The organism is Rhizobium arsenicireducens (assembly GCF_964021225.1).
Window position 1 is genome coordinate 1,055,745 of record NZ_CAXHYK020000001.1, and the last position, 19,785, is coordinate 1,075,529.

At 62.8% G+C, this 19,785-nt stretch carries 18 protein-coding genes and 1 tRNA gene; 14 read left to right on the top strand and 5 right to left on the bottom strand.

Annotation, left to right across the window (positions count from 1 at the left end):
- Positions 1-7: 7 nt before the first annotated feature.
- Positions 8-1,909 carry a CASTOR/POLLUX-related putative ion channel gene (locus ACWPVA_RS04950; RefSeq protein ID WP_454286619.1) on the bottom strand — a complete coding sequence of 634 codons (1,902 nt, stop codon included), beginning with the start codon at positions 1,907-1,909 and terminating at the stop codon, positions 8-10.
- Positions 1,910-2,168: 259 nt separating this feature from the next.
- Between ACWPVA_RS04950 and ACWPVA_RS04955 the strand changes: the two genes are divergently transcribed.
- Genes ACWPVA_RS04955 through ACWPVA_RS04965 form a run of 3 tightly spaced genes read left to right on the top strand, consistent with a single transcriptional unit; the run spans position 2,169 to position 5,872 of the window.
- Entirely contained in the window at positions 2,169-3,149 is a 981-nt protein-coding gene (locus ACWPVA_RS04955) for an ABC transporter substrate-binding protein (RefSeq protein WP_454286620.1), read from the top strand.
- Positions 3,150-3,161: 12 nt separating this feature from the next.
- On the top strand, positions 3,162-4,856 hold the full coding sequence (locus ACWPVA_RS04960) for an ABC transporter permease (protein WP_454286621.1): 1,695 nt from the start codon (positions 3,162-3,164) through the stop codon (positions 4,854-4,856).
- Positions 4,844-5,872: an ABC transporter ATP-binding protein gene (locus tag ACWPVA_RS04965; protein ID WP_454286622.1), complete on the top strand. Its 1,029-nt coding sequence runs from the start codon at positions 4,844-4,846 to the stop codon at positions 5,870-5,872. Before ACWPVA_RS04960 ends, ACWPVA_RS04965 begins: the two co-directional genes overlap by 13 nt.
- A gap of 8 nt (positions 5,873-5,880) precedes the next feature.
- Here the strand turns inward: ACWPVA_RS04965 and ACWPVA_RS04970 are convergent, their stop codons facing one another.
- A complete protein-coding gene (locus ACWPVA_RS04970; RefSeq protein ID WP_454286623.1) occupies positions 5,881-6,249 on the bottom strand; it encodes a DUF4189 domain-containing protein in 369 nt (122 codons plus the stop codon).
- A 162-nt stretch (positions 6,250-6,411) separates the two neighbouring features.
- Here ACWPVA_RS04970 and ACWPVA_RS04975 point away from each other — a divergent pair, with 162 nt between their 5' ends.
- The 5 genes from ACWPVA_RS04975 to ACWPVA_RS04995 all read left to right on the top strand — a co-directional run bounded on the left by ACWPVA_RS04975 (position 6,412) and on the right by ACWPVA_RS04995 (position 10,023).
- Entirely contained in the window at positions 6,412-7,518 is a 1,107-nt protein-coding gene (locus ACWPVA_RS04975; protein WP_454286624.1) for an endonuclease/exonuclease/phosphatase family protein, read from the top strand.
- Positions 7,518-8,258, top strand: a complete 741-nt coding sequence (locus ACWPVA_RS04980; RefSeq protein ID WP_454286625.1) for an NUDIX hydrolase — start codon at positions 7,518-7,520, stop codon at positions 8,256-8,258. Before ACWPVA_RS04975 ends, ACWPVA_RS04980 begins: the two co-directional genes overlap by 1 nt.
- Before the next feature lie 74 nt (positions 8,259-8,332).
- Positions 8,333-9,250 (top strand): PhzF family phenazine biosynthesis protein, encoded by a 918-nt coding sequence (locus ACWPVA_RS04985; RefSeq protein WP_454286626.1) that lies wholly within the window; start codon positions 8,333-8,335, stop codon positions 9,248-9,250.
- A gap of 126 nt (positions 9,251-9,376) precedes the next feature.
- Positions 9,377-9,452: transfer RNA gene (locus ACWPVA_RS04990), tRNA-Lys, on the top strand.
- 238 nt (positions 9,453-9,690) lie between these two features.
- Positions 9,691-10,023 (top strand): hypothetical protein, encoded by a 333-nt coding sequence (locus ACWPVA_RS04995; protein ID WP_454286627.1) that lies wholly within the window; start codon positions 9,691-9,693, stop codon positions 10,021-10,023.
- A 274-nt stretch (positions 10,024-10,297) separates the two neighbouring features.
- Here ACWPVA_RS04995 and ACWPVA_RS05000 read toward each other — a convergent pair whose 3' ends face one another.
- From ACWPVA_RS05000 to ACWPVA_RS05010, 3 genes are read right to left on the bottom strand one after another with little or no spacing between them, the layout of a single operon-like run.
- Positions 10,298-11,089 (bottom strand): heme ABC transporter ATP-binding protein, encoded by a 792-nt coding sequence (locus tag ACWPVA_RS05000; RefSeq protein ID WP_454286628.1) that lies wholly within the window; start codon positions 11,087-11,089, stop codon positions 10,298-10,300.
- Positions 11,089-12,177 carry a FecCD family ABC transporter permease gene (locus tag ACWPVA_RS05005; RefSeq protein ID WP_454286629.1) on the bottom strand — a complete coding sequence of 363 codons (1,089 nt, stop codon included), beginning with the start codon at positions 12,175-12,177 and terminating at the stop codon, positions 11,089-11,091. Before ACWPVA_RS05005 ends, ACWPVA_RS05000 begins: the two co-directional genes overlap by 1 nt.
- A complete protein-coding gene (locus tag ACWPVA_RS05010; protein ID WP_454286630.1) occupies positions 12,174-13,067 on the bottom strand; it encodes a heme/hemin ABC transporter substrate-binding protein in 894 nt (297 codons plus the stop codon). Before ACWPVA_RS05010 ends, ACWPVA_RS05005 begins: the two co-directional genes overlap by 4 nt.
- Before the next feature lie 230 nt (positions 13,068-13,297).
- Between ACWPVA_RS05010 and ACWPVA_RS05015 the strand changes: the two genes are divergently transcribed.
- From ACWPVA_RS05015 to ACWPVA_RS05040, 6 genes are all read left to right on the top strand, one after another.
- Complete coding sequence (locus ACWPVA_RS05015; RefSeq protein WP_454286631.1) at positions 13,298-13,639, top strand: antibiotic biosynthesis monooxygenase family protein; 342 nt, start codon at positions 13,298-13,300, stop codon at positions 13,637-13,639.
- A gap of 11 nt (positions 13,640-13,650) precedes the next feature.
- The gene (gene hutX / locus ACWPVA_RS05020) at positions 13,651-14,172 is read left to right on the top strand and encodes a heme utilization cystosolic carrier protein HutX (RefSeq protein WP_454286632.1); all 522 of its coding nucleotides are present in this window, start codon (positions 13,651-13,653) and stop codon (positions 14,170-14,172) included.
- Between the two features lie 142 nt (positions 14,173-14,314).
- Positions 14,315-16,795 carry a mechanosensitive ion channel domain-containing protein gene (locus ACWPVA_RS05025; protein WP_454286633.1) on the top strand — a complete coding sequence of 827 codons (2,481 nt, stop codon included), beginning with the start codon at positions 14,315-14,317 and terminating at the stop codon, positions 16,793-16,795.
- A gap of 121 nt (positions 16,796-16,916) precedes the next feature.
- Positions 16,917-17,180 carry a hypothetical protein gene (locus ACWPVA_RS05030; RefSeq protein WP_454286634.1) on the top strand — a complete coding sequence of 88 codons (264 nt, stop codon included), beginning with the start codon at positions 16,917-16,919 and terminating at the stop codon, positions 17,178-17,180.
- A gap of 308 nt (positions 17,181-17,488) precedes the next feature.
- Positions 17,489-18,310: a response regulator gene (locus tag ACWPVA_RS05035; RefSeq protein WP_454286635.1), complete on the top strand. Its 822-nt coding sequence runs from the start codon at positions 17,489-17,491 to the stop codon at positions 18,308-18,310.
- 110 nt (positions 18,311-18,420) lie between these two features.
- Positions 18,421-19,758 carry a diguanylate cyclase domain-containing protein gene (locus tag ACWPVA_RS05040; protein WP_454286636.1) on the top strand — a complete coding sequence of 446 codons (1,338 nt, stop codon included), beginning with the start codon at positions 18,421-18,423 and terminating at the stop codon, positions 19,756-19,758.
- Positions 19,759-19,785: the final 27 nt, after the last annotated feature.

The window sequence follows — 19,785 nt, forward strand, 5'->3', positions numbered from 1 at the left end:
CCGCCGTTCAGTCCCGGGCGAGCACGATGACCATGTCGTCCGGACAATACTGGATCGGAACCGAGCGGGACGGGTTGACCGTTACGCCGCCAAGATTGCGGGTGTCGGCGTCGTCTTCGCGCTGGCGGCGGTGGCCAATGGCGATCTCGCCGCGGCGCAGCGCCGCGAGCGCGATTGTGAAGAAGTTCACCGGACGATCGATCGCCACATAATCGCTCATCGGGCGCATGTAGATTTCTGAACCGTCCTCGTCGAGCAGTTCGGCAAAGATCGCCGCCATGAACTCGTTCTCCGAGGCCTGGGCAAGCATCAGGCTAACCAGCTTGTTGCTGACGACGAAGTCGTCGGCGCGGGTGACTTCGGCCAGTTCGCGGTTGCGCACGTCGGTCATCTCGCTCACCACATTGATGTGGCAACCGGCCCGCTCCGCAATCCTGCGGATATGGAGAAGGGTGATCAGCGTGCGCGTATCGGCCGACTGCATGCTCATGTCGTCGCTGTAGCCCAGCACCAGGACGTGGTCGTAGCTCGGGATGTCCAGGCGATCGAGGGCGGTGCGGCTGCTGGTGTCGATCTGGTGGTACTCGATCGCCATATTGCCGTTCGGCAGCCGCAGACCGGCCATGTCCGCCTTGAATTGCGGCGTGTCCGCGGCGATCGTCAGATGCGAGCCGGGGGTGACATAGCGGCAGAGTTCGGAGGCGATGAGCGGGCCGCGGCGGTTCCAGCCGAGCACCAAGGTCCGTTCCGGCCCGACAGGACGCTTCACCGCAGGCAGGATCGCCTCCTTGGCGAGGGTAACCTCGTTGCCCCAGGTCTTAATCGAGGCATCGTCCTCCGCGATGATCACCACCCGTTCACCCGGCTCAATCAGCCGGTTCGGGGCGGGGTTCAGGTGGATATTGCCGGCGCGGTCGCACAGGCCGATCAGCGTGCAGTTCTCATAGGCCATGACGGCTGCGGCAAAGGGCTTGCCGTCCAGAGCGGGCTGTTCCAGCGTGTAGATCTCGCAGCCGTCGAAATCGAGCAGTTCCGAATAGACGGCTGAGAGGCCGGACTGGCGGCTGGTATGGACGACGATGCGCGAGATCAGGTCGTCGGCGAGCACCATCTGCAATTCCTTGCCGCCGACGATGCGGGCGACCTCGGCATTGTGCGCGTCGCGAATCTCGGCGGCGATCATATAGGGCTCGGGGCGGCGCTTCGGATCGTTGACCAGCGCCAGCACCGACTTGATGACCTGCGAATCCGGATCCTCGTCCTCCGGCGAGAGTACGATGATCGAGCGCGAGTTTTGCGGATTGACGATATCCAGGTCGTAGAGATCGGTCGGGTCGCCGCTGCGGCAGATGATCTTGGTGTTCTTCAGATCGGCCACCTTGGTGGCGATCTCATCCTCCATCTCGACCTTGTCCTTGTTCGCCATGATGACGATGCGCGGCCGGCGGCGACTCTGGTTGGCGATCACCAGTTCGGAAATCACGTCGAAGATCGAGGCCGACCAGTTGAGGATGATGGTGTGATCCTGTTCCAGCACGCGCGAGCGGCCCTTGCGCAGCTCGTCGAGCTTGTTCTCCAGGCCGGAGCTGATGACGCCGATCAAGGCGGAGAAGACAAAGATGCCGGCGAGCGTCACGGCGAGCGCGACGAGGCGGAAGCCCCATCCCTGGTCACCGCCCATGGTGCCGGCGTCGAAGGTGCGCATCAGCGATGCCCAGGTGCCCTCGATGAAGGAGACCGGTTCGCCGCCTTCCGGCGCGATGCCGGTAATGGCGAGAAAGGCGCCGGCCAGCGAGATGACCACCAGAGAAATCAGGGCGAGCCAGCCGATCAGCGCCACAGCGCCTCCGGCCATGCTCTTGTCGAACTCATAGCGCAAGCGCGCCCGCCAATTTCCGCCGGTGTTCATCCTGGTACTCTCGGTTCATCATCAAAGAAGGTGTGAAATCCGCCATTGCAGGAATCGCCTGCGACTTCAATCGCTCTGCGCGGAACAAGGCGAAGCCCCACCGATAAAAGTCAGGCAATTGTCCTTCATTGGGCAAGATGCGCGGGTGGATGGCGAAACGCGAGGGCTTCGCCCCCAGAGCGGGGCCGCCGCTGTCACATGACTGTCAAGCGTGTGTGGTTATGCATCGGGCCTCATTTGAAGAACGAGGATGCTTTCCATGAAGAACCTGCTTTCCGCCTTTTCCGCGCTCGTTGCCGTCGGCATTCTGGCGACCTCTGCCAATGCCGCCAATCTGGTGCTCTATACCAGCCAGCCGAACGAGGACGCACAGGCGACCGTCGACGGCTTCATGGCCGAAAACCCTGACATCAAGGTCGACTGGGTCCGCGACGGCACACCGAAGATCATGGCCAAGCTGATGGCGGAAATCGAAGCCGGTGCGCCGGCCGCCGACGTCCTGCTGATCGCCGACACAGTCACCCTGCAGCGCATGAAGGAAGCCGGCCAGCTGATGGCCTACAAGTCGCCGGAAGCTGCCAATTACGACGCCAGCCTCTATGACGCCGACGGCGCCTTTTATGCGACGAAGCTGATCACCACCGGCATCATGTACAATACCGCCGCCACGATGAAGCCGACCAGCTGGGCCGATCTCGCCAAGCCGGAAGCCAAGGGCCTCGTCGCCATGCCGAGCCCGCTGACCTCGGGCGCCGCCCTGATCCATGCGCAGACGATTGCCGAAGTCTCCGGGCTCGGCTGGGATTACTACAAGGCGCTGCAGGCCAATGGCGCGGTTGCCGCCGGCGGCAACGGTGCCGTGCTGAAGTCGGTCGCCTCGGGCGAGAAGGCCTATGGCGTCGTCGTCGACTACATGCCGATCCGCGAAAAGGCCAAGGGCGCTCCGGTCGAATTCGTGTTCCCGGAAGAGGGTGTCTCCGCCGTCACCGAGCCGGTCGCCATCCTCTCCACGACCAAGAACGCCGAAGCCGCGAAGAAGTTCGTCGACTACGTTCTGTCGGAAAAGGGTCAGGAAGGCTTCCTCAAGCTTGGCTATATCCCGGCCCGCAACGGAATGTCTGTTCCGGAAGGTTTCCCGGCCCGCGAGAGCATCAAGGTGCTGCCGATCGATGCAGCTTCTGCCCTCAAGGCCACGGAAGCCGATCTGAAGACCTTCTCGGGCATCTTCGGCACCAATTGATCGCACGGATCAATGGCGTATTCCCTTGCCAAAGCGAACAGCCAGCCCCGCTGGCTGTTTCCTTTTGTCGTCTCCTTCGTTGCTCTTTTGTGTATCCTGCCGCTGGCGCGGCTCGTCGCCGCCGGCATTTCCACACTGTTGTCTGGTCGCGCCCTCGACCTCCTCAAGGAGCCGGCCGTGTGGTCGGCGGCGGTCAATACGCTCAGTACGTCCTTTTTCGGCATGGTCGCTGCCGTCCTGATCGGCGGGCTATTCGCCCTGTCTCTGACGCTGGCCGACGTGCGCGGAAAATGGCTGCTTAGCTTTCTGTTCATGCTGCCGACGATGATCCCGCCGCAGGTGCAGGCGCTGGCCTGGGTCGGTATGTCCGGTCCGTCGAGCCCGTTGTTGAAGGCACTGGGCATCGCTCCGCCGATGGGAAGCCCGCAGCCGCTCTATTCGGTCGGCGGCATTGCGCTGCTCTATGGCGTCCAGCATGCGCCGCTCGTCTATCTATCATTGCGGGCCGGCCTTCTGGCGCTGCCGCGCGACGGCATCGAGGCCGCCAAGCTCGCCGGGGCCTCGCCCTTCCGTGTCCTGAAGGACATCATCCTGCCGCTGTCGCTGCCCGGCATTGTCGCCGGCGCGGCGATCGCCTTCGTCTCGGGCGTCGGCAATTTCGGCATTCCGGCGATCCTTGGCCTGCCGGCGCAGATCTATACGTTGCCGACGCTGATCTATTCGCGGCTGGCAAGTTTCGGCGGCAATACCTTCGGTGACATTGCCGTCCTGTCGGCGATGATCGGCCTGATGGCGGTGGCGGGTCTGCACATTCAGGAACGGGCGCTCAGGGGCCGGGACTACCGTGTCATCGGGCTCTCCGGCGCATCGGCGACCTTCCGTCTCGGCCGTTGGCGCTCAGCCCTCGAGGCATTCCTCTGGCTCTTGCTGCTCATCATGCTGATTGCGCCGTTTGCGGCGCTCGTCTCCGCCTCTCTGGTGCCGGCCTATGGTGTCGTGCTGTCGCTCAAGACAGCCTCGCTGTCGGCCTATGAGGAAATTCTCTTCCGCCAGACCGTGACCCGCACGGCCTTTGCCAATTCGATCTTCCTCGCGGGCACGACATCTTTCGTCCTGCTGGTCATTGGCGTGCTCGCCGGCTACACGTTGACGCGCGGCGCAAGCCGCTGGACGGGACTGCTCTCGGCGATGATCGAAATCCCCTATGCGCTGCCGGGCATTGTCATTTCCGTCGCCTTCGTGCTCGTCTTCGCCGCCCCCTTGCCCTTCCTCGGTGTGACGATCTACGGAACGATCTGGATCATTCTCGCGGCTTATCTCGCGAGCTTCCTCGCTGTCGGGCTGAAGCCGGTGGTGAGCGCACTTCGCCAGCTCGATCCCGCACTCGAGGAGGCGGCGCGGCTGTCCGGTGCGGGCTTCTACCGGCGGCTGTTCGACGTGATCGTGCCGCTGATCGCACCGGCTGCCGGTGCTGCGGTGATCCTGGTGTTCCTCATCGCCTGCAACGAATTGACCGTTTCGGCCCTTCTCTGGTCTGCCGGCACCCAGACACTGGGTGTTGCGATCTACAATCTCGACGACAGCGGTTCCTATGACCTTGCATCCGCGCTTTCCGTGCTGGTGGTGCTGATGGTCGTGGTGCTGATGCTGCTGCTCGAACTGATGGCGGCGCGGCTGCCGAAAGGGGTCGTCCCGTGGCGAAACTGATCCTGCACAAGCTCTCGAAGGACTATGGTACGGGCAAGCCGGCGGTGAACGATGTCTCGCTCGACATCAGGGAGGGCGGCTTTCTGGCGCTGCTCGGGCCGTCGGGCTGCGGCAAGACGACCGTGCTCCGGATGATCGCCGGGTTCGAGACGCCGAGTGACGGTTCGATCCTGTTGGGCGAACGGGTTCTGGCCGATGCGAGTGGTGTCGTTCCACCGGAAAGGCGCAACATGGCCATGGTCTTCCAATCCTATGCCTTGTGGCCGCACATGACGGTGGCTGACAATGTCGGCTATCCGCTGAAGGTGCGAGGGATCTCCGGCGAGCGCTACCGGGAGAAGGTGACGGATGCGCTGAAGGCCGTGCGGCTCGAAGCCTATGCCGAGCGCCGGCCGGCGGATCTGTCCGGTGGCCAGCGGCAGCGCGTGGCGCTGGCGCGCTGTCTGGTGACGGCTCCGGACGTGGTTCTGCTCGACGAGCCACTCGCCAATCTCGACCGGCATTTGCGCCAGGAGATGGAGGAGACTTTCCGCGAATTCCATGCCCGATCCGGCGCGACGATGATCTATGTCACCCATGACCAAGCGGAGGCCATGGCGCTGGCCACCGATGTTGCGGTGATGTCGGAGGGCAGGCTGTTGCAGGTGGCGCCGCCGGCCGAGATCTATGCGCGGCCGGAGGGCCGGCTGGTCGGCGGGCTGATCGGGCAGGGGGCAATCCTCACCCTTCCAGACCGCGGCGCCGACCGGCGTGATCTTGGGTGGGACGCGATTCTAGCGCTGCTGGTCGATCGCGTGCCAGGCGGACTGCAGATGGATGTCCTGGTGCGGCCGCAGGATGTCGTGCTTGGCGGCGACGGCATTCCGGCGGATGTCATCGGCGTGCTGTTCGAAGGCGAGCGCTACGCGCTCAGGCTGAAGCTCGGCGACGGCCAGTTGCTGAGGGCGTACAGCCGGACCGTCTGCGCCGAAGGCGACCGGGTGGCTGTGACGATCAGCGCCGGCTGGCGGCTCTGAGATTGCGACTACGGGGCGCCGGAGCAGACCCAGCGTGTTACGGCGCAGCCGGCGCTGTGCCGGTTGCACACGCCGATCGCCTCGAGTTCGGCGCGTCGGCGATCGTTGCCCCAGCCGGAACCCCATCCGGTTGGGCCGATGGCAAGGGCGCCGCAGGCATTCTTGAACCAGATCGCCACGTGGCAATCGCGGGCGCGACTCGAGCACTCGCGCATGGCCCGGCGTTCGGCATCGGCGCGCGTCGAGAAGGAATGCGACCAGCCATCGGCGCGGGTCGTGGGTGAATAGGCGATGGCGCCGAAGCTGTCGGCGAGGGCCGGAGCCGAGACGGCGAAGGCGATGGCGAGCACGGCCAGGAACGAATGGATGCGGCGCATGAAGATCTCCCAGGTCATGCTGATTAAGCGACCATAGGACAACAAGGGGATCTTATGGAATGGCGAATTCTGGGCCGTGCATGGAACGCCGTTGCCGCGTGGCCCTATCTTGCAGGGCGATGCCCCGCTAGGTTGGGGCGCAATTTCACGGGGACGACAAGAATGGCGCTCAGGCTAGGCAGCTTCAATATCGAGAACCTGATGACGCGGTTCGACTTCACCGGCTTTCGCAACCAGCTGCGCAAGGACCGGGTGCTCCATCTCTTCGATGTCCGCAATCAGCAAGACTACGAGCGGCTGGAGGCGGCCCGCGTCGTTGCCTCGACCGACGACACCCGCCAGCTCTCGGCGCTGGCGATCGCCGATACCGCTGCCGACATTCTCTGCCTGCAGGAGGTCGACAGCATGGAGGCGCTGAAGGCGTTCGAGTACGGCTATCTGTTCCGCATGGTCGGCTCCGGCTATCGCCACAAATATCTGGTCGAGGGCAATGACAGCCGCGGCATCGACGTCGGCGTGATGATGCGTGACGAGACGCATGACGGGGAGAAGATCGAGATCGTCGATATCCGCAGCCACGCGGCGCTGACCTATGACGACCTCGAGCTCTTCACCCCGCAGCTTGCCGCCACCGCCAAGCCCGACGACAGGATCTTCAAGCGCGACTGCCTGGAACTCGAACTGAAGATCGGCGGTCGGCCGTTGGCGCTCTACGTCGTGCATCTGAAGTCGATGAGCAACGGCCGCGACGGGGTCGACGGGCGAAGCTACAGCATGCCGGTGCGCGAGGCGGAGACGAAAGCCATCCGCCACATCATCGAGGCACGATTCGGCAAGGGGGAGACGGCGGACAAGAACTTCGTGATCTGCGGCGACATGAACGACTATCAGGAGCGTATCGACGTGATCGGCGAGCGCCGCCAAGGCTATCGTTTTGCGCACAGCGGCAAGCTGCAAAGCGCGCTTGACGTCTTTTCCGCGGACGGTTTCGCCGAAAACGTCATGCTGCGGCGCGAACCGCTCGACCGCTGGACGCTTTACCATGCGCGTGGACCGGAGGAACAGCACCTCTGCCAGCTCGACTATCTCTGGCTGTCGCCGGCGCTCGCCCGCCGGAATGCCGGCAAGACGCCGGACATCATCCGTAGCGGCCAGCCGTTTCGTACCCCCTTTCCTCCCGGGCAGGACGTCGAGCGCTATCCGCGCATCGGCTGGGACCGGCCGAAGGCCTCCGATCACTGCCCGATCGTGATGGAGCTCGATCTCTGATGTTTGGAAAGCCCGTCGAAGATTCGGCCGGTTTGCCTGCTGGACGACAGATCTTCCCCTTGCGTGATGTGCGGCTGCGCGTGCTCTATGGCGCTCATCCGTTCCATCTTGAGAACCAAAAGGCCGCCGCGGCCAACTGGGTTGCGGAGATCGCCGCCAATCCGGCGCTCTTCGACGGCCCAATGGTGTTCCAGCACCGGCTGACCTTGCGCGAAGGGGTGGTAACGGGCGAGGGCTATGTCGTTCCCTATTCGACCTTCCTCTGGTGGCGCAGGCAGCCGCTCGGGGAAGGGGGCTATCATGTCTTCGGCCTGCCGGTCATCGTCTCGGCTGATGGCGCCATCATTGCGGTCAGGATGGCCGAGCACACGGTCAATCGCGGCCAGGTCTATTGCGCGGCCGGCTCACTCGATCCGAGCGACATCGTCGACGGCCATTGCGATATCGCCGGCAACATGGCGCGCGAGGTGCGCGAGGAAACCGGTCTTGATCTTGCCGAGGCTGAGACCGACGGGCGATTTTTTGCCACCTATGGTCGGCGGCGGCTGACCGTTGTGCGGCTCTACCATTTCGATCTCGCCGCCGCCGAGATCCTGGAACGTATCGCAGCGCATATGGCGGTCGACGAAGAGAAGGAGATTGCCGGCGCGGTCGCCATCCGCAGTGCCGATCCTGGCGCGCATCCCTACAGTGCGGCCATGCTGCCGGTTCTCGACTGGTTCTTCCAGCGAAGGCGCTGATATCGCTTGCTTGCGCGAGGGCGCAAGGTCGGGCAGTCTCGTGGCCAGATCGATCGATGTTGGCGGAGGATCCTTTGGCACGACACTATTCCATCTATGACGTGTTCACCGATCGGAAGCTCGCCGGAAATCCTCTGGCGGTGATCTACGATGGAGAGGATCTGACAGAGGCGGCGATGCAAGCGATCGCGGCGGAGATGAATTTTTCGGAGACGGTCTTCGTGCAAAAGGCCAGCAATGCCGCGCATTCCGCCCGGATTCGCATTTTCACGCCGGTGCGTGAGCTGCCCTTCGCCGGACATCCGACAGTGGGCACCGCGGTTGCGCTCGCCGAGCGGGCCTACGGCACCGACAGCGGCGGTCTCGACCTCGTCTCGGTGCTGGAGGAGAATGTCGGGCCGGTGCGCTGTGCCGTCAGCCTGCGCGACGGAGAGGCGAGCTTTGCCGAATTCGACCTGCCGAATTCCTCGGCACGCTACGAACTTGCAGCGGACCGCCAGGGGATCGCCGACGCTCTCTCCTTGAAGGTGACCGACATAGGCTTCGAAAACCATGTCCCGTCGGTGTGGAGCGCTGGCGTGCCGTTCATGATGGTGCCGGTGCACAATCTGCGCACCATCGAGGCGCTCGATTTCGACCCGCAGCTTTGGGAACGCATCGCGCCGCTGTGCGAGGGATCGCTGACCTCGGCCTATGTCTATTGTCGCGGCGGCGTGCACCATGCCGCGAAATTCCATGCGCGCATGTTCTCCACCGACATGGGCATCGTGGAGGATCCGGCGACCGGATCGGCGGTCGCGGCATTATCCGGCGCGATCCACCATTTCGATGGACTTCCCGATGGCCATCATCCGCTGATGGTCGAGCAGGGCGTGGAGATGGGGCGGCCCTCCTACATCCATCTGCACATCGACACCAAGGATGGCGCGATCAGCCGGGCGCGGATCGGCGGGCAGGCCGTGCGCATCGCAACCGGAGTTCTGGAGCTTTGAAAACAGTTGGTCATTGCTGGCCCTTGAATCTTTTTTGATGGTCGGGCGAAGTTTTTTCGTCTCGGTGCTGGACAATATCGGTGATGCTGTTTATACGCGCTCTCACACCGCCGGAAGGCGTTGGTCGGGTGATTAGCTCAGTTGGTAGAGCAGCTGACTCTTAATCAGCGGGTCGTAGGTTCGAGCCCTACATCACCCACCATTTTCAATCAGATCTGCCTATTTTTTAAAGTTGTGTCGCAGGCCGTTCAGGGCTGGCTTCGTGCTGCTTGCTTGTGCCGCAGACGGCGAGAGCGGCGTCTCTCTTCCGGATCTGGGGCAGGTGGCAATCAGGCTATTATTGGTTCTATCAGCGTTTTCCGGGCGGCAGTGATTGCTTCGTTACGTGTGCTGCGGATATGTGGTGACGCCCAATTTCGGGTATGGAGCATTGCAGTTATATGAAACGTCTATTTCCTGTCGCTGGTCTGCTGGCCACTGTCCTTTTTTCGACCGCGGCCCAGGCTGAAGATCTGGTCTTCACGCTGACCAACGGCACGAACTCGGTCCTCACGCGCTTCTACACATCGCCGGTGGGCGTCGGAAGCTGGGAGGACGACGTCTTCGGAAGCCAGGTCCTCGAGCCGGGCGAGAGCATTCGCCTGACCATCGCGGACGGCCGTACCCAGTGCGAGTACGACATGCGATTCGAATTCGAGGAAGGCTCGGATCTCGACACGACGGAAGACAGCCAGGACCTTTGCGCGTTGGGCTCATACACGATTCACGAGTAAGCTTCTTCGCATGCGCAGAGGCCGCCAGCCATCGGGTTGGCGGCCTTTCATGTGCTTCTGCTGTTCCTGGAAACTCAAATCGCCGGGTGCTGGAAAGTCCTTCGCCGGCTATTGAGAAAGCGAGCTGTCTCGCCGGGCGGATGCTTTAATCCGAATATTCAAATGCTCTTTTGTTCTCATGTTTTCAGGGCGATGTTCCCTTGGTGTTCACGATTTTTGGCACCTGTTGCGCGTCTCTGCCTGTGGAAAGCTGTGGATAACTTTGTTAGCCGGGTTATGCCGTGGATGCATGTCGCGACTGCGGCAGGACGAAGGGGATGGGCGCAGCGGGCAAACGACCGACCGCTCCGCTGATGCCGTAGACATCCGAGATGACCCGGTCGTCGATCGTCACAGGCGGCGCGCCTTCCGACACGATGCGGCCCTGGTGCATGATGACGAGGTGATCGGCGAATTCCGCCGCCAGGTTGAGGTCGTGCAGGATGGCGAGGACCGCCCCGCCCCGCCGGGCGAAGTCGCGGGCCGTCTCCAGCACGCTGATCTGGTGGCCGATGTCGAGGCTGGATGTTGGCTCGTCAAGGAAGAGTGCGCGCGCGCGTCCGCCTTCGACGGGATGGGGAACCTGGGCGAGGGCGCGAGCGAACTGCACGCGCTGCTGCTCGCCGCCGGAGAGTGCGCGGTAGGGCCGTGCCTCGAAGCCATCCATTCCGACGCGGGCAAGTGCCGAGCGGGCCGCGCGTGTCGGGTTTAGGCTGCCATGGGCGATTGCGCCCATGCGCACGACTTCGAGCGCGGTGAATGGAAAGGCAAGGGTGGTCGATTGCGGCAGAACGGCGCGATCTGCTGCAAGCTCGACAGCGGAAAGGCGTGAGAGCGGCCGGTCGTGGCAGAGGACTGCGCCGCGGTCGGGAGAGATTTCTCCGGACAGGACCTTGAGCAAGGTGGATTTTCCAGCGCCGTTCGGGCCGATCACGACCGTGAAAACGCCGGGGCGAAGCATGAGATCGACCTCGCTGATCAGAGCACGGCCGTCCCGGATGATGCTGACATCCTGTGCGGCGATCATCAAGGCCCCTCCATCGCGGCACGGCCATTGCGGCCGAGCAGCAGCATGAGGAAGACCGGCGCGCCGAGAATGGCGGTGATAATGCCGATCGGCAGTTCCGCCGGTGCGGCCACTGTCCGGGCGATGCTGTCGGCGAGCAGCAGCAGACCGGCGCCGCCGAGTGCCGAGGCGGGCAGCAGGAAGCGGTGGGAGGGCCCGATGGCAAGCCGCAGCAAGTGGGGCACGACGATGCCGACGAAGGAGATCGACCCGGCGACCGCGACTGTCGCGCCGCAGGCGGCCGCAACTGCGAGAATGGACAGGCGTTTCAGGCGCTGCACCGGCACCCCCATGTGGAAGGCCGCGGCATCGCCGAGCACCAGGGCATCGAGACCACGGGCGACGAAGGGCAAGACCAGCATGACCAGCAGGATGAACGGCAGGATGGCCAGCACCTTGGCATAGGTTGCCCCGCCGAGCGAGCCGAGCGACCAGAAGGTGATGTCACGCAGGGCACGGTCGTCGGCGACGAAGATCAGGAGGCCGGTCGCCGCGGCGCTCATGGCGCCGATGGCGATGCCCGACAGGATGAGTGCGGTCGTCGATGTCTGTCCGTTGCGCGTGGCGATGGCATAGAGCAGCAAGGTGTTGGCGAGACCGCCGGCAAAGGCCATGAGCGGAAGGAACTGGTTGCCGAAAAGCGCCTGAAGCGGGGCGAGCACCGTGCCGCCGAGGACGATCGCGCAGACGGCGGCGAAGGCCGCCCCCGAGGTCACGCCGACAATGCCCGGATCGGCCAGCGGATTGCGGAACAGGCCCTGCATCATGGCGCCCGACAGGCCGAGACCGGCGCCGACCAGAAGCCCCATGGCGGTGCGCGGCAGGCGGACCGCTTCCAGGATGATGCGGTCATGGGGGGCGAGGCTGTCGGCTTCGCCGCCGATGTAGGCGAGCAGATCGCTCAGGCCGACACCGGTTGGCCCGCTCACCAGCGATACCAGGGCCGCGGCGACCAGCAGTGCAATGAGGAGAAGGATGACGACGATAGCGAGCCCGGCGCGGTCGCCGGGCGCGGAATGCCGCCCGATCAACGAAGCGATTGCGCTCATGGCTTGAAGACGTCCGGATAGAGCTTGGCCGCGAGATCGAAGGCGGCCTCAGGCGTGCGCGGCCCGAGGCCGAGCAGGTAGAGGCTGTCCATGGCGATGAACGCGCCTGCCTTTGCCGCCGGGCTCGCCTGGAGTGAGGGCAGGGCGAAGGCCTCACCGGCCGACAGGTGGAGTTGTGGGTTGTCCATGACCAGCACCACGTCGGGGGCGGCGGCGATCACCGCCTCGTCGCTCAGAGGCTTGTAGCCCGAAACCGCGCCTGCGGCGTTGATTCCGCCGGCGAGCCGAATGATTGCGTCGGCCGAAGTCTCCGTGCCGGCGGCCATGACGCGGCCGTTGGAGAGCGACAGGGCGAAGAGCACGCGCTTCTTCGGGCCGTCGATCGCTGCAAGTTTCTGGCTGAGCGCTGCCAGTCCGGTATCGACGTCGATCGCCAGCTTCTCCGCAGCGGCGGACTTGCCGACCGCTGCGCCGACCGCGCGGATCTTGCCCGCAATCGCCTCGGCCTCGGGCGGGGTTGGAATCGACACCATGGTCAGGCCGCTCGCCTTGAGGATGGTGATCGCGTCGGCCGGACCGGCGCCAGCCTCGGCGATGATCAGGTCCGGCTTCTGCGACAGCACGCCCTCGGCGGAGAGCTGGCGGATATAACCTACATCGGGCTTGTCTGCTGCCTCGGCCGGATAGGTGCTGGTGCTGTCGACGGCCACAATGCGCTCCTGCTCGCCGAGCGCAAAGATGATTTCCGTTACCGTGCCGCCGATCGAGACGATGCGCTTCGCGTCCCGCGGGATTGTTTGGCCAAGGGCCGCGCCGCTGGTCAGGGCAAGCAGGAGAAGAGGGGTGGCGAGCGTCCGTGCGGTAATGCCGAGCGATCCAAGTTGATACATGCTGAGAAATCCTATTGCCAATACGGGAGTGCTACCGGCCGGCTCGGGGCCGGTAGACAATCGGGAAATGCGACGCGCCGTGGCCGGCGACATTTAACTTGACACAAATACACAAGTTTTAATACCAAGGCAACACGGCGTGGCTGCCGGAAAGGCGGCTGCGGTGTGAAGGGAATGCCGCCGCTTGTCCCGACCAGAGACGCCTTCAGATCAACGAGAGGATTTCGACGATGTTTATTGCAATGAACCGTTTCCGTGTGGTGCCGGGCCATGAGGAGGCTTTTGAGGCGATGTGGGCGAACCGCAAGGGTCGCCTTGCCGAAGTGCCCGGCTATGTCGAATTCCACATGCTGAAAGGCCCCAAGGCCGAGGACCATACGCTCTATGCCTCGCATGCCGTCTGGCAAAACGAGGAGTACTTCAAGGACTGGACCAAGTCCGACCAGTTCCGTGCTGCCCATGCCCGCGCCGGCGAGTCGAAGGTTCAGTACCTGTCCGGCCCGCATTTCGAGGGATTCGAGGTCATCATCCACGAGGACCGCGACGGTAAGCGGATCGACGAGGCAGCTTGAGGAGATCGGCGATGGACAAGGCGGTGACCAGCAAAGAACGCGCGGAGCGGGCACTGGCCGCGCTCGCCGAAAAACCTGACGGCGTCGTCGAGGCGATCGCCGCGCAGGCGGACGTTAGTCCGGCGGAAATCCTGGCCCTCCTTCCGGCCGGAGCTTCGATCCTGGTCCCTTCAGAGCATTTCCTGGCGATCTGGCAGGACATGGCCTCCTGGGGCGATGTCCTGATGATCGTCCATACGGATGATATCGTTCTGGAAGTGGAGGGGGCGTTGCCCCAGGGGAGCGAGGGCCACGGCTGGTTCAACATTCACGGCGACAGCCCGATCGGCGGGCATATCCGCAAGGATCGGTGCGTCTCGATCGCTTTCGTCGATCGCGGCTTCCATGGTCGACGGTCATGTTCGGTCTGGTTCATGAACGCGGACGGCCGGGCCATGTTCAAGGTCTTCGTCCGTCGCGATGCGGAAAAGGCATTGCTGTCCGACCAGTTGCAGCGTTTCGAAGCGCTGCGTGAGAAGATGGCTTGCGCCTGAGCCGCGATGCTGCCGATCTGGTCGCCGGGTGTCCTTCGGAACGCCCGGCGTCGTTCGCCAAGGCGTCCGCGGCGCGTTCTTTCTTTTGGCCAAAACAATCACTATGGTCCGCGCAGGATTTCGACTAGCGCAAGGACCGATCTTGTTTCGCACCCGCCGCTTTTTTTCGTGTGCCATCGCCATGGTGCTGGCCTTCCAGCCCCTTGTTGTCGCCGTTGGCGCCACACCTTTGTCCGCTCAGGAAACCCCGCCGGCGCGCAGCGATGTCGTCGAGCGCGCGCGCTCGCTGATCGCGGAGGCGGAGAAGGAACTCGAATCGCTGCTGGCGCTGGTCGAGGCGCGCAAGAGCGACGACGCGGCCCTGGTCGACATCAAGGTCAAGGCGGACGAGCTCATTCGGCACATGCTGAAGATATCGGTCGAGCTGAGGCCGCGTTTCAACGACGTCAAGGCCCGGCTGGCGCAACTTGGCGATCCGCCGGCAGAGGGCATGCCGGAAGAGACGTTCGAGGTCACCGAGGAGCGCAACCGGCTGAATGCGATCCGTCTCGAAATCAATACACTGACCGGGCACGCGGAAGATCTGTCGATTAGGGCTTCCGACTTTTCCGACACCATTACGGATCTCAGGCGCGCGTTGTTTACCGAGCGCCTATTCGAGCACACCGAGATTTCCGGTGACGTGATAGACGACGCCATCAATGTTTTCTCGTCTGAATTCAATGATTTCAAGCGTACTGTCAGCAGTTGGTATTCGTTTATCTGGAAATACAAGCGCGTGCCGCTCGGCACGGCGGTGATGCTCTCGCTCATTCTGGCGCTGGTGTTGATCGCTGCGGAATACCGGTTGTTCGGCAAGTTGATCCGACGGGATCCCGCCCAGAGCAAGCCCGCTTACATGAGCCGGTTCTCCGTGGCCTTCTGGTCGACAATCCTGCCGGCGCTGGCACTTGGTGCCTTCCTGGTGACGAGCTTCTTCTTCCTCGACACATTCAATGTCCTGAGGCCGGACATCGCACCGATCGCGGCGGCATTGTTCGCTTTTGCGGGACTTGTCTTCTTCGTCGCGATGCTGGCGCGCGCGGTGCTTGCGCCAAAAGCGCCGAGCTGGCGTCTGGTGAGGCTGTCAAACAAGGGCGCACGCGATCTGAACTTTGCCGTGCTGTCGATGGCGGTGGTCAATGGCTTTGACTACGTGCTCGGCGCGGTCAGCGAGACGCTGAGTTCGCCGGTCGTGCTCACCGTGATGAAGAGCTTCGTCTCATCCGTGGTCGTGGGTCTGATCATCCTTGTCGTCTCCTTCCTGCGTCCGGTGGTTGGTGAGAGCGGCGATCCGTCGGAGCGTGGCCGGCCTTGGCCCAAGATGATCGCAGTGCTTTTCCGCGTGATCGGGATTGGGCTGATCATGCTCAGCGCCATCGGCTATGTCGGGCTATCGCGGTTTCTTGCGACCCAGATCGTCGTGACCGGCGCTGTCGTGGCGACGATGTACATCGGCATTCTCTCCGGCAAGGCGATCTCGGCACCGAACCAGTTTGGCGAGACGCGGGTGGGCAGGCATCTCCAGCAGCGTTTCGACCTGAAACCGGTGGCACTCGATCAGGCGGGCATTGCCGCTGGCCTTCTGATTTACCTGTTTGCACTGTCGGTCGGCCTTCCAATCATTCTGATCTCCTGGGGCTTCCAGCCGCGCGACCTGGAGATCTGGCTGGTCAACATCTTCACCGAGATCAATATCGGCACGATCCGCATCTCGATCTTCGGCATATTGGGCGGCGTCTTGCTGTTCAGCCTGGGCCTGATTGCCACGCACTGGCTGCAGAAATGGCTCGACGGAAACGTCATGGCACGCTCGCAGGTGGATGCCGGGGTGCGCAATTCGATCAAGACCGGGGTCGGATATCTCGGTACGGGGATTGCCGGCCTGATTGGCATTTCGGCTGCGGGGATCGACCTGTCGAGCCTGGCGCTGGTCGCCGGCGCGCTTTCGCTCGGGATAGGCTTCGGCCTGCAGAACATCGTGTCCAATTTCGTGTCCGGCCTCATTCTGCTCGCCGAACGCCCCTTCAAGGTGGGCGACTGGGTGTCAACCGGCACCACGGAGGGATTCGTGCGCCGCATTTCGGTGCGCGCGACAGAGATCGAGACCTTTCAGCGCCAGTCCATCATTGTGCCGAATTCGGAACTCATCAACGCGCCGGTCGGAAACTGGACCCACCGAAACAAGCTCGGCCGTATCGAAATTTCCGTCAGCGTCGCCTATGACAGCGATGCACGCCGGGTGATGGAACTGTTGATGGAGATTGCGCTCGCCCATCCGGGCCTGTTGCGCAATCCGGAGCCGGTGGTGCTCTTCAATGGTTTCGGCGCATCTTCGCTCGATTTCGAACTGCGAGGCTTCATCGGTGACGTGCTTGCCGGCCTGCCGGTCAGAAACGAGCTGAGGGTGACGATCCTGGAGCGCTTCCGCTCGGAGGGCATCCAGATGCCCTATCCGCACCGTGAGGTTTACCTGCATCTGGATGAGGAGGATCGCCGCATTCTGGACGGCAGGGGGAAGGAACGCCCTGCAAGGCCGGGCGGTTTGCGTGTTCCGCCGGATGATGACAAGATCACGCCATGAACGGCACGTTCAGCCGGCGTTCAGGGCTGGGGGCATAGAGGAACGGCATGTCTGGCGCGGTCGAAACGGACCGACGGTCGGACGAAACGAGAGGACGGCGCCGGGGGCGCTGCATGAAGGAATGAAGAAGTTTCTGGCAGGCGCAGTGGTTTTCTTTGGTGCGGCGAGCGGTGCCTGGGCGGCATCGGTCAACAACGCCGGCTCAGAAGCCGTCGTGCTGGTGATTGTCGAAGACGGCGACCGCACCGAAGTTACAGTCGATGCAGGGGCTTCGGAAACGATCTGCCCGTCGGGCTGTTTCGTGACGCTGCCGAACGGCGACCGCATCGGTCTAGCCGGTGGCGAAACCCTTGAGATCAAGGACGGCTCGGCCACGATCAAGTAGCCGGCAAATACAATTTCCCTGCCAATTCAGCAGACTTCGCGCGCACGGTCAGACCCGGGCGCCTGAGGTCTGTACTGTCGCGTCGGATGTGCCGTTCCGGCCGACACGCGCTTTCGCCCGCCCCCAGGACACAGCGACGCTGGTGAAGTCTGCCGGAAAACAGGCAAAGATCAAAAAAGGGCAGAACTGGTCGCCCCTCCTTCAGTGCAAATTAATATCCCCATGCTTCGATCATGCCGGTTCGATTAACGGTTCTGCAAATCGTATTGACTAATTTTCTAGCAGTTTTCTCAGGTTAAAGGCGTGTCATGGCTTTTCTAGGCATTTCCGGAATGCAGTATTCTGGAGAAACTTTTCCCGATGTCCGAATCATCGTCGCCGAGGATTCGAATGTCTTCACGTCCATGATCAGCACGCGCATGAACGAGTTGTTCGGCATCGACGTTGAGATCTGCCGTACCTTCGAGGATCTCCAGGCCGCGAATGAGCTGTCTGACGACCCCGTGACGCTGGCAATCTCCAATATCAACCTGCCTGGCGCGGAAAACGGCGAGGCGCTCGAATACCTGATCGACCTGAATATTCCCGTTGTGGTGTTCACCGGCACGTTTCAGGAGCAGACGCGCGAAAAGCTGCTCTCCAAGGACATTGTCGACTACATCTTGAAGGACAATATTTTCGCCGTCGAAATGCTGGCCGAGTCGGTCTACCGCTTCCTGACCAATCATCGCCACCATGTGTTGATCGTCGATGACAGCCCGACGGCCCGCGCGCTGCTCTCCAGCCGCCTCAAGCGCTACAACTTCCGTGTGAGCGTGGCCGAAAGCGGCGCCAAGGCGCTCGAGATACTCAAATCCAACCCCGACATCGGCCTTGTCGTGACGGACTACAACATGCCCGATATCGACGGCTTCGAACTGACGCGGCGCATCCGCGGGGCGCGCGGCAGCCACGAGCTTCGGATCATCGGTGTGTCGTCCTCGACCAATCGTCTGCTGTCGGCCCGCTTCCTCAAGGTCGGCGGCAATGACTTCATGCTGCGTCCGTTCATTGACGAGGAGTTCTATTGCCGTGTGAACCAGAACCTCGACACTCTGGTGCAGATCAGGGCGGCAACGGCGCGCAAGTAACCTGCCGGACCGCCAGCCCAACGACAATGCCGGCCCCCGCAGCTTCGGGTCGGAGACATGCTTGCACGCCGCGTACTTGTGAAAAAGATTGATTTTCGAAAGTGAAAACAATGTCACTGCTGAGCGAGCCGTCCTCCGGGTATCATGCCGTTTCGCGCAAGCGGGCGCATGTTCTGGTCATCGAAGACTCCCGCACGTTTTCGTCCTTGTTGTGCCATCGCTTCGAGAAGGAACATGGGTTTAAGGTCACGCATTGCGCATCGACCAGAGCGTTCCACGAGGCGGCGAGCGAGACCGATCAAGCCTTCGATGCTGCGGTGGTAGACCTCAACCTTCCGGATTCACCGGATGGTCAGATCCTGGACGAAGTGGTCGGCATGGGGATCCCGGCCGTGGTCTTCACCGCGGATTTCAACCGCAACATGCGGGAGCGGCTGGTGGAGCGCGGCGTTGCCGACTATGTCATCAAGAACAATGAGCGCGCCGTCGACATGGTGGTTTCCGCCGTCGAACGCATCCTCGCCAATCGCTATGTCCGGGTTCTGGTGGTCGATGATCTGGCCTCGGCGCGCAAGATGCTGACCGATCTGCTCAAGGTCCAGCAGTTCCAAGTTTTCGAGGCGACGTCCGGCAGCGAAGCCCTAGAGATGCTGGTTCGCCATCCAGGCATCGACATGGTCGTCACAGACTACAACATGCCGGACATGGACGGCTACGAGCTGACGCGCCGGATTCGCCGTGAGTATGGGTCGGACCGGCTGCGGATCATCGGCATCTCGTCCTCGGCCGATCGACTGTTGTCGGCAAGCTTCCTCAAGGCCGGCGCCAACGATTTCGTCTATCGCCCCTTCGTGGTGGAGGAACTGCAATGCCGCATCGGTCACAATATCGAGACGTTATCGCAGATGCGGCAGCTTCGGCTGGCCGCCTTCAGCGACTATCTGACGGGGCTGCGCAACCGGCGCCATTTCTTCGATGAAGGACCGGCAAGGGTTGCAACCTGCCTCGAGCGGGGGGAGGCCTGCAGCATGGCGATGTTGGACATCGACCATTTCAAGCAGCTCAACGACACCTACGGGCACGAGATCGGCGATCGTGTGCTTAAAGCAGTCGCCACCCGCCTGTCGGACCTGATGGACGACAGCGACCATCTTCTGGCACGCCTCGGCGGCGAGGAGTTCGGCATTCTGCTGACGGGTATGGATTGCGAAGCGGCGAGCGAATTCTGCGAGACCGTGCGCTCCTGCGTGGCGGACCTGCGCGTGGCGCTCGACGATAGCGACATAGCTGTCACCGCCTCGATTGGTGTTGCCGAGGTTGCCGGTCTGGAGAACTTCAGCAATTACCTCAACGCAGCCGACCAGTTCCTCTATCTCGCCAAGCAGTACGGTCGCAATCGCGTCTATTCCGACAATACGCTCCTCAAGATGGCGGCCAGCGTCAACTGAAATTCGCTCGGTGCACGACGCTTGCGC